Genomic DNA, 13,860 nt, shown 5'->3' with positions numbered 1-13,860 from the left:
GCAGCTCACGAGCGGCGACACCGAGTGCGGAGAGCGCCGGGTCCGCCGAGCAACCACCGATGGCGACCCTAGGATCCCTTCCATGACCGTGACGATCGACGACGCTGAAAGACGGCGGCGCCTCGGAGTGCGACATGCGCTCGCTACCCCCGCCGACAGCTCCGAAGAAGTCGCCCAGCGTGTCGTCGCACTGCACAGCACCGATCCCGCCTCGATGACCATCGGCGTCTGCGAACGACTCATCGAGCCCTCGATCGCCGACCTGGAACGAGCGCTGTACTCCGATCGCACCCTCGTCCGCGTACTGGCCATGCGACGCACCGTCTTCGCCGTCCCGGCCGACCTCGCCGGCTCCTGCCTCGCCGCCACCTCACGCAGCGTCGCGGCACCCGAACGTCGCAAGCTGCTCACCATGCTGCGTGACTCCGCCATCGAAGATCCAGAACGTTTCCTCGACCACGCCCACGCCGCCGCGCGAGGCGCACTCCCCGCCCTCGGCGTCTTCCGAAGCGCCGATCTCGCGGCCGCCGATCCGATCCTCACCACCCGCGTCGAGATCGGCGCGGGCACCCGCTATGCCACCACCCAGTCGATGGCCAGCCGCCTTCTGACCTTGATGTCCGCCGAGGGGCACGTCGTCCGCGCCAAGCCGGCCGGCACCTGGGCCTCGACCCAGTTCACCTGGTGCGCTGCCGAGACCTGGACACCGGCGCTCACCGAACGGCCGACCCCCGAGGACGCCGCTCGCGAGATCGCCAGGCGCTGGCTCGCCGCCTACGGACCGGCCCCACTGGAGGACCTCTGCTGGTGGACCGGGTGGACCAAGACCACAGCCCGCGCCGCACTGGCCGCCATCGACACGACCGAGGTTCGCACCGAATCCGGCCCCGCGATCGCGTTATCCGACGACCTCGCCGCCACCCCCGAGCCCCCGTCGTGGGTCGCCCTCCTGCCCGCCCTCGACTCCACCACCATGGGCTGGAAACAGCGCTCGTGGTACCTCGGCGACCACGCCGCGCAGCTCTTCGACAATGTCGGAAATGCCGGCCCCACCATCTGGGCCGACGGACGGATCGTCGGTGGCTGGACGATCCGCGATGACGCCACCGTGGCCCTCCGGCTACTCGAGGACATCGGCACCGAGAGCCAAGCCGCGATCGACGACCGAGCGCACCGAATCGAGCGCCTACTCGACGGAACCGTGATCAAGGCGCGCGCACGGCGATGGACCACCCTCGAGAAGGAACTCCGCGCCTGACCCGGTGAACGAACTGAGGGTGCCCTTTCTTTGAAGAACTCAAAACAAAGACTAAACTGGGAGCATGACCGCAACGGCTCCGATCACCTCGCCTCCCGGCGAGTATCCGACCCCGCGCGAGCAACTGCAGACCGCCGGTCTGCGCGTCACGACCGGCCGGCTGACCGTCCTCGGCGTCGTCGCCCGCCAGCCGCACGTCCCCGCCGACACGGTCTTCCGCAGCGTCCGTGAGACCCTCCCCGGCACCTCGGTGCAGGCCGTCTACAACGTGCTCGGCGATCTCACCCGGGCCGGCCTCCTGCGCCGCATCGAACCCGCCGGCTCTCCCGCCCTCTACGAGCGGCGCGTCGGCGACAACCACCACCACCTCGTCTGCCGTTCCTGCGGAGCGGTCGAAGACGTCGACTGCGCCGTCGGCGAGGCCCCCTGTCTCACCCCCGCGCAGTCCCACGGATTCGCCATCGACGAAGCCGAGGTCACGTTCTGGGGCCTGTGCCCTACGTGCTCGGCCGCCACATCCACCCACTAAGGAGAGTCACCATGGCACAGATTCCTCAGCCGACCGACGGCACCTCATTCGCCGCCAAGCCCACTCCGGAAGCCGACCTCGGGTCGACGACCCAGACCGGTGCCCCCGCGACCTCTGACCGCAACAGCCTCACCGTCGGCGCCGACGGCCCGATCCTCCTGCACGACACCCACTTCATCGAGCAGATGGCGCACTTCAACCGCGAGCGCGTGCCCGAGCGCAACGTGCACGCCAAGGGCTCGGGCGCCTTCGGCGTCTTCGAGACCACCGAGGATGTCAGCGCCTACACCAAGGCCGCGCTCTTCCAGAAGGGCGTGCAGACCGAGATGCTGGCGCGCTTCTCGACCGTCGCCGGCGAGCAGGGCTCACCCGACACCTGGCGCGACCCCCGCGGCTTCGCGCTGAAGTTCTACACCACCGAAGGCAACTACGACCTCGTCGGCAACAACACACCGGTCTTCTTCGTGCGCGACACCATGAAGTTCCCGCACTTCATCCGCTCGCAGAAGCGACGCGGCGGCAACGGCCTGCGCGACAACAACATGCAGTGGGACTTCTGGACGCTCAACCCCGAGTCCGCGCACCAGGTCACCTACCTGATGGGCGACCGCGGTATCCCCAAGACCTACCGCCACATGAACGGCTACGGCTCGCACACCTACCTGTGGATCAACGAGGCCGGTGAGAAGCACTGGGTCAAGTACCACTTCCACAGCAACCAGGGCGTCGAGGGACTGACGGGCGACGAGGCCGACCGCATCGCCGGTCATGACGCCGATTTCCATCGTCGCGACCTCTACGAGTCGATCGAGAACGGCGAGTTCCCGTCCTGGACCCTCTCAGTGCAGCTCATGCCCTATGAGGACGCCAAGACCTACCGGATCAACCCCTTCGACCTCACCAAGATCTGGCCGCACAGCGACTACCCGCTGGTGAAGGTCGGCACCATGACCCTGAACCGGAACCCGGAGAACTTCTTCGCCGAGATCGAGCAGGCCGCGTTCGAGCCCTCGGCCGTCGTGCCCGGCATCGGCTTCAGCCCGGACAAGATGCTGCTCGGCCGCACGTTCGCGTACTCGGACACGCACCGTTACCGCATCGGCACCAACTACCACCAGCTGCCGGTCAATCAGGCGAAGAACACCCAGCACCAGAACACGTACACCTTCGACGGGTCGATGGCCTACCAGCACTCCGGCGACGCCCCGGTGTACGCGCCGAACTCCTTCGGCCGCGGCTACGCCGACGAGACCGGGACGGTATCCGACGGCTGGGAGACCGACGGCGAGATGGTCCGCCAGGCCTACACGCTGCGCGCCGAGGACGACGACTGGTCACAGCCGGGACACTTGGTCCGCGAAGTCTGGAACGACGAGCAGCGCGAGGCCTTCGTCCAGACCGTCGCCGGCCACCTGCTCGGCGGAGTGAAGGGAGACGTGCTCGAGCGCGCATTCCTCTACTGGAAGAATGTCGACGAGCAGACCGGCAAGAAGATCGAGGAGCTCGTCCGCGCCGGACAGGGCGAGCCCAATCCCGGCAGCGAGGACGATGCGGCCAAGGCCAACGCCTCCGCACCGATCACGGAGCCGAACACCCACGCCGGCTGACCCCGGCTGCACGAGGGCCGTCCATCATCCGATGGGCGGCCCTTCGTCGTCGGTACCGGTTGTCAGTGTCGTCACCTAGAGTCGCGACATGAGCCGTTTCGTCTACCTGACCGCCACCACACTCGACGGCTATCTCGCCGATACCGACCACTCGCTCAGCTGGTTGTTCGCCGTCGAGGGAAGCGACACGGCCGACCCCGAGCACGCCGACGCGTTCAGCTCCTTCACCGACTCCGTCGGAGCGGTGGTCATGGGGTCGTCCACCTATCGTTGGCTCCTCGACGAGACCGGCGTGCTCGACCACCCCGAGACGTGGCCGGACACTGTCGCCGGCAAGCCCGCCTTCCTCTTCACCAGCCGTGATCTCCCCCTTCCGGCCGGGGCGGACGTCACGATCCTCTCCGGCGATCCCGCCGGATATCTCGAGACCATCACCGACCGTGCCCAAGGCCGCGATGTCTGGCTGATGGGAGGTGGAGACCTCGTCGGACAGTTCGACGATGCCGGCGCGCTCCACGAGATCCAGGCCACGGTCGCGCCAGCAACGCTCGGAGCCGGCGCGCCGCTGTTGCCCCGGCGCCTGGGTCCCGATCGCCTGCATCTGGTCGATGTCGAGCGGCGCGGACAGTTCGCCCACCTGACCTATACCGTCACACGGCCCGAGACGTGAGCCCGGTCATGCGCTAGTTTCGTGACGTACCCAACAGACGAGGAGCACAACGCCGTGAGCCAGTCCCCTGTCAAGGTCGCCGTCACCGGTGCCGCCGGTCAGATCGGTTACAGCCTTCTCTTCCGAATCGCCAGTGGTGCCGTCTTCGGGCCCGACACCCCCGTGCAGCTGCGACTGCTGGAGATCACCCCCGCCCTCGGGGCCCTCGAGGGTGTCGTCATGGAACTCGACGACTGCGCCTTCCCCACCCTCGATTCGGTCGAGATCGGCGACGACCCCCGCCACATCTTCGATGGCGTCAACCTGGCGCTGTTGGTGGGAGCCCGTCCCCGCACCAAGGGCATGGAGCGTGGCGATCTCCTCGAGGCCAATGGCGCGATCTTCACAGCACAGGGCAAGGCACTCAACGAGGCCGCGGCCGATGACGTGAAGATCGGCGTCACCGGCAACCCTGCCAACACCAACGCCCTCATCGCGATGAGCAACGCACCGGACATCCCGTCCTCGCGGTTCAGCGCCCTCACCCGCCTCGACCACAACCGGGCACTCAGCCAGCTGGCCGCGAAGACGGGCGCCGGTGTCGCGGACATCCGGAAGATGACGATCTGGGGCAACCACTCGGCCACGCAGTATCCCGACATCTTCCACGCCGAGATCGGTGGACAGAACGCGGCCGAGGTCGTCGACGACCAAGCCTGGATCGAGAACGACTTCATCCCCACCGTCGCCAAGCGCGGTGCCGCCATCATCGACGCTCGTGGAGCCTCGTCAGCGGCCTCGGCGGCCTCGGCCACGATCGACGCCGCCCGCGACTGGGTGCACGGCACTCCGGACGGCGACTGGGTCTCGATGGCGGTCACCTCCGACGGCTCCTACGGCATCCCCGAGGGCATCGTGTACTCGTTCCCGGTCACATGCTCCGGCGGCGAGTGGTCCATCGTGCAAGGCCTGGACATCAACGACTTCAGTCGCTCGCGGATGGACTCCACCGCCGCCGAGCTCATCGAAGAGCGTGACGCGGTCCGGTCCCTCGGCCTGATCTGAGCCCCAGCGCCGTCTCGGCATGACATGTGGCCGGTTGTGGCCCGTTCTTCATCGAGGAAACGGGCCACAACCGGCCACATCGCGTCAGCGGGTCATAGCGGTGGTTGCGAGGGGATGTTGACCGCGAGGAAGACCAGCGATCCGCCGAGCACCAGCATCCACGCCATGTCGAAGGCCTTGCCCCGCACTCGCAGCATGCCGTACTGGTCGGGCGTCACCACGGCGCGCAGCGCTGCCGCGATGAGGAAGGACGCGCCCACCGTAGCCACGCCTACCCGCCAGGCGCCCGCGATCACCAGCACCAGGCCGACGAGCACGGCGGCCAGCTGGATCAGATAGATCCTCGATCCGCGACTGCGCGGTGGTCTCACTGCGCCGCCTGGGCCTCGGAGAAGTCGACCACGTTGCTCAGCAGCATCGCCCGCGTCATCGGACCCACGCCCCCGGGGTTCGGGGTCACCCAACCGGCCACGTCCCAGACATCCGGGGCAAGGTCACCGACGATCTTGTTGTTCTCGTCGCGGCTGACTCCCACATCGAACAGCGCCGCACCGGGCTTGACCATGTCGCCGGTGACGATGCCCGGCACGCCCGCCGCGGCAATGACGATATCGGCGCGGCGCACCTCTGCTGCCAGATCGCGCGTGCCGGTATGGCAGAGGGTCACCGTGGCGTTCTCACTGCGCCGCGTCAGCAGCAGGCCCATCGGCCGCCCCACCGTGATGCCGCGGCCGATCACCACCGCGTGCCGACCGGCGATGTCGATCTCGTGACGACGCAGCAGCTCGATGATGCCGCGGGGTGTGCACGGCAGGGGGGCTTCCTTGCCCAGCACGAGCCAGCCCAGGTTCGTGGGATGGAGCCCGTCGGCATCCTTGGCGGGATCGATACGACCGATCACCGCATTCTCGTCGAGCCCAGCCGGCAGCGGAAGCTGCACGATGTAGAGCGTGCAGGCGGGATCGGCGTTGAGCCGGTCGACGGCCTCCTCGACCTCTTCCTGTGTCGCCGTGGCGGGCAGATCGATGCGGATCGACTCGATCCCGATCTCCGCACAATCGCGGTGCTTGGCCGCGACGTACCAGGTGCTCCCCGGGTCGTCGCCCACCAGGATCGTGCCGAGCCCCGGGACGATCCCCCGCTCGCGCAAGGCGGCCACGCGGTGGGCCAGTTCGGACTTGATCGTGGCGGCAACGGCCTTGCCGTCGAGAATCTGCGCAGTCACTGGGATAGTTTTGCACGGCGCTCGTCAGAGCTTGGCCCGTAGGATCATGTTCTACCCCCAACATGCACATCCAGCCTCCCGAGAGGAACGACCACTGTGGCCCGAGCCCGCCTCTCCCAAGAACGCAGCCGCCAGCGCCGAGAACAACTGCTCGACGCCGCCGTCCGCGTCTACGCCTTCGGTGGCATCCGCGCAGTCACCCACCGGGCCGTCGCCAGCGAGGCGCAACTGCCGACGGCCGCGACCACCTACTACTTCGCGTCGATCACCGAGTTGGTCCGCGAGGCCTTCCGACGACACATCACCGGGTGGACGGCATCGCTGGAGAATGTCGACCTGCACGACCTCGATCTGTCATTCCTCGCCGATGTCGACGACACGACGAGGGCGATCATCCCCACCTTCGCCGAGCATGACCGCACGATGTGGGGTCTCGACCTCGCGTTGTTCCTTCAGGCGAGCCGTGACCAGGAGCTCCGCCCGGAGATCTCCGAGGCTGTACGCCTCATCAACCAGAGGCTCACCGGGTTGCTGACCGAGCACGGACTCGAGCAGCCGGACGAGCTGGCCGCGGCGTTGATCTCCCAGATGGTCGGCACTGCCATCCGCTTGCAGAGCCACGATGACGACGCCGTCGAGGCACACAACCTGGCCACCTCGCTGCGTTACCTGCTCGCCGCCCACCTCGCCGGACCGGAGTCCGTGGACGAGGCGTGCCGCTGGATCAGTGGAAGAAGTGCCGAGTCCCCGTGACGTACATGGCGATGCCGGCGGCCTGAGCGGCCTCGATGGTCTCCTCGTCGCGCACCGAGCCGCCGGGCTGCACGATGGCGCGCACGCCCGCGTCCAAGAGGATCTGAGGTCCGTCGGCGAACGGGAAGAACGCGTCCGACGCCGCCACGGCCCCTCGCGCGCGCTCGGTGCCGGCGCGTTCGACCGCGAGCCGGCACGAGTCGACGCGGTTGACCTGGCCCATGCCCACGCCGACCGATCCGCCGTCCTTGGCCAGCAGGATCGCATTGGACTTGACCGCCCGCACGGCCGTCCAGGCGAAGGCGAGGTCGGCGAGGGTGGCCTCGTCGGCGGGGTCTCCGGCGACGAGCGTCCATCCGGTCGGGTCGTCTCCCGGCGCGTCGACCTGGTCGCGTCGCTGGACCAGCAGTCCGCCCGAGACCTGGCGGAACTCCGCCGGCGGATACGTGCCCAGATCGTCGGCGCGCAGGATGCGGATGTTCTTCTTGCGCTGCAGGATCTCGACGGCGCCGTCCTCGTAGCCGGGTGCGACGATCACTTCGGTGAACACATCGGCGACCTGCTCGGCCATCGCGACCGATACCGGGCGGTTCGCAGCGATCACGCCGCCGAAGGCCGACACCGGGTCGCAGGCGTGCGCGCGGGCGTGGGCCTGGGCGATGTCCTCACCGACCGCGATACCGCACGGGTTGGCGTGCTTGATGATCGCCACCGCGGGACGCCCGTGATCGAAGGCAGCCCGGATCGCGGCATCGGTGTCGACATAGTTGTTGTAGCTCATCTCCTTGCCGTGCAGCTGCTCGGCGCCAGCGAGGCCGCCACTGCCGTCGGTGTAGAGCGCGGCCTCCTGATGCGGGTTCTCGCCGTAGCGCAGCACCGCCTGCTTGTCCCAGGCCTCGGCGACGAACTCTGGCCAGCCGTCCTCCGAGCCGTCATAGACGGAGGCGAACCAGGACGCCACCGCGGCGTCGTAGGAGGCGGTGTGCGCGAAAGCCTGGGCCGCGAGGCGCCGGCGCTGCTCGAAGGTGAAACCGCCCGCGCCGAGCGCCTCGCGCACCTCGTCGTAGGCATCCGGGGACACGACGACGGCGACGCTCGGGTGGTTCTTGGCAGCCGCACGGACCATCGAGGGTCCGCCGATGTCGATCTGCTCGACGACCTCGTCAAAGCTCGCGCCGGAGGCGACGGTCTCGCGGAAGGGATAGAGGTTCACGATGACCAGGTCGAAGGGCTCCACGCCGAGCTCCTCGAGCTGAGCCCGATGCTGCTCGAGCCGGCGGTCGGCGAGGATGCCCGCGTGCACCCGGGGATGCAGCGTCTTGACACGGCCGTCGAGGCATTCGGGGAAGCCGGTGAGCTCCTCGACCGGAGTCACCTCGACACCCGCGGTCTCGATCGTCTTCGCGGTCGAGCCGGTCGAGACGATCTGCACACCAGCGGCGGCGAGATCACGCGCGAGATCGGTCAGACCGGTCTTGTCGTACACCGAGACGAGGGCCCGGCGGAAGGGAGAACGGGACGAGTCGGTCATGAGGGTCTTACTCCTGGTTCTGGACTGACGTTGGTGGAGGCGAGACGATCCGGCGTCCGTCGACGATGTAGCCGTCGCGCGCGAGGCGCCCGACCCACTCGACGAGCATGCGCCGTTCACTGGTCTTGATGCGCTCGTGCAGCGCGTCCTCGTCGTCCTCGTCGAGGACGGGTACGGCGACCTGGGCGACGATCGGGCCGGTGTCGACACCTTCGTCGACCACGAAGAGCGTCGCGCCGGTGATCTTGACGCCGTACTCGAGGGCGTCGCGGGGTCCGTGCATGCCCGGGAAGGCCGGTGACAGCGCCGGATGGGTGTTGAGCGTGCGACCGGCATAGAGCCCGAGGAAGGCCGGGCCGGTGAGCTTCATGAACCCGGCCAGGACCACCAGATCGGGGTCGTGCTGGGCGACGGCGTCGGCGAGAGCGATATCCCACGCCGGGCGGTCCGGGTGGTCGGCGAGACGCACGATGAAGGTCGGCACCGAGGCACGCTCGGCCCGGCGCAGACCTTCGATGCCGTCGCGGTCGGCGCCCACGGCGACGATCTCGGCCCCGAACGAGGGATCCGCGGCGGCGTCGAGCAGCGCTTGGAGATTGGTGCCGCTGCCTGAGACGAGCACGACGACGCGCGCGGGACGGTCACTCCTGGTCGGCACGGAGACCACGATAGTGGCCCAGTGCACCGCCGATCGCCCCGGCCAGCGCCCACGAGACGATGGCGATGCCCGCGGTGCTGAGAATCGGAGGGCCCACATCGGCCAGGAGGCCCGGGCCGACCGCCCCGCGGCCGGTCGCTGCCACCAGGCCGACGATCACCCCGGCGACGGCACCGGCCCCCGCTCCGAGCGCCACGCGTGTCCACAGTGACGTGTCGGCGGGTACCGCCACCCATCGCCATCCGGCGCATCCGGCCAGCAGGACGGGGACGACCATGAGCACGACGACGAGATCGGGGAAGGGTCCGGGCGAGGGAATCACCGCGAGCGGAGGGAAGGCCGGCAGCGCGGCGACGTCCACACCGGTCATCGAGACGCTCGTGTCGGTGCCGAGCGCGAATCCCGGTCCGATGAGCGCGGCGGAAGCCCAGGCCACGATCGTCGGCAGCGACATCAACGACACCAGGGCCAGGGCCACTCCGCCTCCGATCCCTGGGTCCAGCGCCGCCCACAGATCCCCCGCACGGCGGACCTGGAAGGCAGCGAGCACGGCGACGAGCGTGGCCGCGTAGCCCAGGATCAGTGCGCCGGCGCGGATTCCGGCTCGCACCGCAGGGAGCATCGGTGCCGACCATGCGGGAAGGCGGAACGACCCGGGCACCCGGATCGCCACGGCGATCGCGGCCGAGACTCCGACCACCACGAAGGCACCGAAGGCGGCTCGCACGAAGGAGGTGCCGATCGACCCGACCGAGGTCGCGGCGGAGAGCGTGGCGGCGAGGACCCCGGCACCGGCGCCGGCCACGGCACCGAAGACGACGGCATCGGGTGTGTCTCGATGCGCCTGCCGCGCGGCCACGGCGGCCGCGATCGCGCCGGCGGCCAGCACCCCTCCGAGGGGCACCAGGCTGATGGACGTCTCGCCGATATGCAGGCCCGCGCCGATCGCGACGAGCCAGACGCGCACCCCCGCGCGGAGGGTTGCCCAACCGGCGTCCTGGGTCACCGCCGCCACCACGAGGATCGCTGCGATCACCGGTATCGCGACGGCGGCGGCCGCCGTCAGGAGGGCGGGGCGCCAGGAGTCGGCAGCACGCATCCGGTCAGGCACCCGCCCATCCAACCTGTAAAGTTGCGATGTCGCAGCCTGCCACGCCGAGCCGCTCCCCCGCGGTTCGAGAACGGCCGGCCGCGCACGGCGCGTCGCCCGGCGCGTCGCCGGAGCACGGGGCCAGCCCGCGCACGGGACCCGTCACGGATGCTCACAGGAGGTCGAGAACCGATGACGCGTGTCGACGAGTTCGACAACTTCTACCGCGCCACCCGTCGGCGGGTCGTCGCGACGACCTATGCGCTGTGCGGGGACCGGCAGGTGGCGCGTGATGCGAGCGTCGACGCCTACCAGCGAGCCTGGCGTGCGTGGGGACGGCTGCGCGACAGCCGCGATCCGGTCGCCTATGTCCGCGATCAGGCCGCCAAGCTGACGTCCTTCTCCCGCGGAGTTCACCCCCTGCGCAAGCGCCACGACGACGGCGGTGACACCGCGCTGCTCGGAGCGCTGCACGACCTCGACTACGACGAACGCCGCATCGTGACACTGCTCACGGTCGCCGGCGTCGATCTCGACGACGCCACGCGCGAGATGCAGATCGACGATGCCATCGGCATGGAGCTGGCGAGCAATGCGCTGACCCGGCTGGAGGCCGCACTCACCCAGCCCCTGGAACAGCTCGAGTCCCGCCTCATGACGCTCCGTGACAGCGTCGACACGCTCGAGCTCCCCGAGCCGGACGCGCTGCGCCGCGCGGCTCGGCAGGGTGGGCGCCGCGGTGCCGCGATCCTGGTCGCCGCCTCGGTCCTGGCGGTGCTCGCCGGTGGTTTCGTGGCCACCAATGGGGATGCTCTGGCCACGGTGGAGGGCCTGCCCTATCGGGAGAAGATGGGCGCGGAGCGCCCCGATGTCATCCTCGATGCGCACAATATCGACAAGGACGATCTCCTCTCCCTCGATCAGGTCGAGCGTCTCAATCCCGAGCAGGAGTGGAAGGTCGACGCCACCGAGACCAACACCGAGAACACGACCCCCTACTCGACCTGTCCGCCGACCCGTTTCGCCGACAGCGACCCCCTGAAGGTGTTCGTGCGGGCGTACAGCACGAGTCCCGCCGGAGAGCGGGTCGCGCAGTCGATCGAAGTGTCCCGGAGCCAGGAGGCTTCGCAGGAGGCGTATACGACACTGCGCGACTGGTACGCGAACTGCGCCCATCCGCGGACCCGGCTGATCGACGCATACACCGTCAAACGCCCCTTCGGCGACTTCAAGATCCTCCGCCTGCAGTCCTATCGCGATCCCGCACGGTTCATCAGCGTGGGCCTCGCGCAGTCGGGCACCGTCACCAGCACGCTCATCCACGAGGTCAACGGCACCGAGCCGACCGATGTCGACGAGTTCGCCCGTACGCTGAACGACTCGATCGCCAGGGTGTGCGCCGATTCCGGTGGCGAGTGCACCAATGACATCACCGTCGAGCCGGCTCTGCCTCCCGTCACCGACCAGTACCCCTCCTTCCTCAGCGTGGTGGACATGCCGCCGCTGGGCTCGATCGACCGCGTGTGGGCGGCCGGCCCGGCCCAGGAGCCGGAGGGCTTCAATCCGGCCGCCTCCCTCTGCGACAAGACCGACTTCGGCGGCGAGCAGTTCTCCGAGGTCGCGAGCAGGCTCATCGCGATCCCCGATGCCGACGATCTGCCGCCGGAGTTCGCCGTCGCGCAGACCAGCGCGCGGCTGGAGTCCGATGACGCCGCACAACAGACCCTGGAGGGCATCGCCGCCGCGGTCGATGGATGCGGCGACAGCGAGCTCTCGGCACAGATCGACGAACGCGAGGACATCGATACCGGCGGCTTCGTCGGGGTCAGCTGGAGGCTGAGCTTCGAGACCGGTGAGGACGAGCGCGTCTATTACCGCATGGGGGTCGTCCGCCGCGGCTCGGAGATCACCCAGGTGCTCGCCCCGCCGTCGGGCGACAACACCTTCACCGCGGAGGACTTCGGGGCGATCATGGAGCGGGCCGGTCAGCGCCTCGCCTACGCCGACGAGTGATCACGAATCGAGAAGCACCGCCCCTCCTCGCAGTCCTAAGGTGAATCAGCGAACATCACGGTTCGCTCGAGCACCACGAGGAGATCCATGTCCGAGGACAGTTTCAGCGCCACCGAGCGCGCCGCCATGAAACAACGCGCCGAGGAGGTGCGCGCCGCTAAGGGCGTGAAGGGCGCGGCCAAGAAGGCGAAGGAGTTCGATGCCTGCATGGAGGCCATCGCGGCTCTGGAGGGGCTCGACCGGCTCGTGGCCGAGCGCTTCCACGTCGTCGTGACCGAGGAGGCCCCTCAGCTCGATCCCAAGACCTGGTACGGGTTCCCGTCCTATGCCCGCGACGGCAAGGTGGTGACCTTCGTGCAGCCGGCGTCGAAGTTCGACACCCGTTACACATCGATCGGCTTCAACGAGGACGCGCACCTGGACGACGGCGCGATGTGGGCGACCTCCTTCGCCGTGGTCGAGTGGACCGACGAGGTCGAGAGGACGCTGCGCGAGCTCGTCCGCAAGGCCGCCTGACGCGGTCCCGTGGACACGACGAAGCCCCCGGGACCAGGTCCCGGGGGCTTCGTCGTGAGATGGCGTCAGAGGCTCTGCAAGATCTCTCGCATGAGCTCGGCCGTCTCGCTCGGCGTCTTGCCGACCTTGACGCCCGCGGCCTCCAGGGCCTCCTTCTTGGCCGCCGCCGTGCCGGACGAGCCGGACACGATCGCGCCAGCGTGGCCCATCGTCTTGCCCTCGGGGGCGGTGAAGCCCGCGACATAGCCGACGACCGGCTTGGTGACATTGGCCTTGATGTACTCGGCAGCCCGCTCCTCGGCGTCGCCGCCGATCTCGCCGATCATGACGATCGCCTTGGTGTCGGGGTCGGCCTCGAAGGCCTCGAGGGCATCGATGTGCGTGGTGCCGATGATCGGGTCGCCGCCGATGCCGATGGCCGAGGTGAAGCCGAAGTCACGCAGCTCGAACATCATCTGGTAGGTCAGCGTGCCCGACTTGGACACCAGACCGATCGGCCCCTTGCCGGCGATGGTCGCCGGCGTGATGCCTGCGAGTGCCTCGCCCGGGGTGATGATGCCGGGGCAGTTCGGACCGATGATGCGCGTCTTGGTGCCCTGCGAGTGCGCGAAGAACTCGGCGGTGTCCTGCACCGGGATGCCCTCGGTGATGACCACGAGCAGGCTGATGCCCGCGTCGATGGCCTCCATGGCCGCGTCCTTCGCGAACGGCGGGGGCACGAAGACGACCGAGACATCGGCACCGGTCTCCTTCATGGCCTCGGCCACGGAGCCGAAGACGGGGAGCTCGACGTCCTTGCCCTCGGCGTCCACGTGCGAGACGGTGGTGCCGGCCTTGCGGGCGTTGACACCGCCGACGATATTGGTGCCCGCCTTCAGCATCAGCGCGGTGTGCTTGGTGCCCTCGCCGCCGGTGATGCCCTGGACGATGACCTTGGAGTCGGAATTCAGATAGATCGACATGTCT

The 13,860-nt window shown here is 68.8% G+C and carries 14 protein-coding genes; 8 read left to right on the top strand and 6 right to left on the bottom strand.

Annotated elements, in window-relative coordinates:
- Positions 1-82 precede the first annotated feature (82 nt).
- The 5 genes from FNM00_RS01620 to FNM00_RS01600 all read left to right on the top strand — a co-directional run bounded on the left by FNM00_RS01620 (position 83) and on the right by FNM00_RS01600 (position 5,108).
- Positions 83-1,258 carry a winged helix DNA-binding domain-containing protein gene (locus FNM00_RS01620; RefSeq protein WP_143911267.1) on the top strand — a complete coding sequence of 392 codons (1,176 nt, stop codon included), beginning with the start codon at positions 83-85 and terminating at the stop codon, positions 1,256-1,258.
- Positions 1,259-1,322: 64 nt separating this feature from the next.
- Positions 1,323-1,787 carry a Fur family transcriptional regulator gene (locus FNM00_RS01615; RefSeq protein ID WP_143911266.1) on the top strand — a complete coding sequence of 155 codons (465 nt, stop codon included), beginning with the start codon at positions 1,323-1,325 and terminating at the stop codon, positions 1,785-1,787.
- 11 nt (positions 1,788-1,798) lie between these two features.
- A complete protein-coding gene (locus FNM00_RS01610; RefSeq protein WP_143911265.1) occupies positions 1,799-3,394 on the top strand; it encodes a catalase in 1,596 nt (531 codons plus the stop codon).
- 88 nt (positions 3,395-3,482) lie between these two features.
- The gene (locus FNM00_RS01605) at positions 3,483-4,064 is read left to right on the top strand and encodes a dihydrofolate reductase family protein (protein ID WP_143911264.1); all 582 of its coding nucleotides are present in this window, start codon (positions 3,483-3,485) and stop codon (positions 4,062-4,064) included.
- A gap of 54 nt (positions 4,065-4,118) precedes the next feature.
- The gene (locus tag FNM00_RS01600; RefSeq protein WP_143911263.1) at positions 4,119-5,108 is read left to right on the top strand and encodes a malate dehydrogenase; all 990 of its coding nucleotides are present in this window, start codon (positions 4,119-4,121) and stop codon (positions 5,106-5,108) included.
- 92 nt (positions 5,109-5,200) lie between these two features.
- On the opposite strand, the gene FNM00_RS01595 is transcribed toward FNM00_RS01600, so the two are convergent.
- Both FNM00_RS01595 and FNM00_RS01590 read right to left on the bottom strand, forming a co-directional pair.
- The gene (locus FNM00_RS01595) at positions 5,201-5,479 is read right to left on the bottom strand and encodes a DUF3017 domain-containing protein (RefSeq protein WP_185972914.1); all 279 of its coding nucleotides are present in this window, start codon (positions 5,477-5,479) and stop codon (positions 5,201-5,203) included.
- Positions 5,476-6,333 (bottom strand): bifunctional methylenetetrahydrofolate dehydrogenase/methenyltetrahydrofolate cyclohydrolase, encoded by an 858-nt coding sequence (locus FNM00_RS01590; protein ID WP_143911261.1) that lies wholly within the window; start codon positions 6,331-6,333, stop codon positions 5,476-5,478. Before FNM00_RS01590 ends, FNM00_RS01595 begins: the two co-directional genes overlap by 4 nt.
- A 96-nt stretch (positions 6,334-6,429) precedes the next feature.
- Between FNM00_RS01590 and FNM00_RS01585 the strand changes: the two genes are divergently transcribed.
- The gene (locus FNM00_RS01585) at positions 6,430-7,086 is read left to right on the top strand and encodes a TetR/AcrR family transcriptional regulator (protein ID WP_143911260.1); all 657 of its coding nucleotides are present in this window, start codon (positions 6,430-6,432) and stop codon (positions 7,084-7,086) included.
- Here FNM00_RS01585 and purH read toward each other — a convergent pair.
- From purH to FNM00_RS01570, 3 genes are read right to left on the bottom strand one after another with little or no spacing between them, the layout of a single operon-like run.
- Positions 7,058-8,617 carry a bifunctional phosphoribosylaminoimidazolecarboxamide formyltransferase/IMP cyclohydrolase gene (purH, locus tag FNM00_RS01580; RefSeq protein ID WP_143911259.1) on the bottom strand — a complete coding sequence of 520 codons (1,560 nt, stop codon included), beginning with the start codon at positions 8,615-8,617 and terminating at the stop codon, positions 7,058-7,060. The genes FNM00_RS01585 and purH overlap by 29 nt on opposite strands.
- Positions 8,618-8,624: 7 nt before the next feature.
- Positions 8,625-9,275 (bottom strand): phosphoribosylglycinamide formyltransferase, encoded by a 651-nt coding sequence (gene purN, locus FNM00_RS01575; protein WP_246065024.1) that lies wholly within the window; start codon positions 9,273-9,275, stop codon positions 8,625-8,627.
- Complete coding sequence (locus tag FNM00_RS01570) at positions 9,259-10,386, bottom strand: cell division protein PerM (protein WP_143911257.1); 1,128 nt, start codon at positions 10,384-10,386, stop codon at positions 9,259-9,261. Before FNM00_RS01570 ends, purN begins: the two co-directional genes overlap by 17 nt.
- Positions 10,387-10,557: 171 nt before the next feature.
- On the opposite strand from FNM00_RS01570, the gene FNM00_RS01565 reads away from it, so the two are divergent.
- A complete protein-coding gene (locus tag FNM00_RS01565) occupies positions 10,558-12,378 on the top strand; it encodes a hypothetical protein (RefSeq protein WP_143911256.1) in 1,821 nt (606 codons plus the stop codon).
- 87 nt (positions 12,379-12,465) lie between these two features.
- Positions 12,466-12,894: a hypothetical protein gene (locus FNM00_RS01560; protein WP_143911255.1), complete on the top strand. Its 429-nt coding sequence runs from the start codon at positions 12,466-12,468 to the stop codon at positions 12,892-12,894.
- 65 nt (positions 12,895-12,959) lie between these two features.
- Here the strand turns inward: FNM00_RS01560 and sucD are convergent, their stop codons facing one another.
- Complete coding sequence (sucD, locus tag FNM00_RS01555; RefSeq protein WP_143911254.1) at positions 12,960-13,856, bottom strand: succinate--CoA ligase subunit alpha; 897 nt, start codon at positions 13,854-13,856, stop codon at positions 12,960-12,962.
- Positions 13,857-13,860: the final 4 nt, after the last annotated feature.

This window comes from Aeromicrobium piscarium (genome assembly GCF_007421815.1).
GTDB classification, from domain to species: domain Bacteria; phylum Actinomycetota; class Actinomycetes; order Propionibacteriales; family Nocardioidaceae; genus Aeromicrobium; species Aeromicrobium piscarium.
The sequence above is the reverse complement of the archived record's forward strand: the minus strand, read 5'-3'. Positions and strand labels throughout refer to the sequence as shown.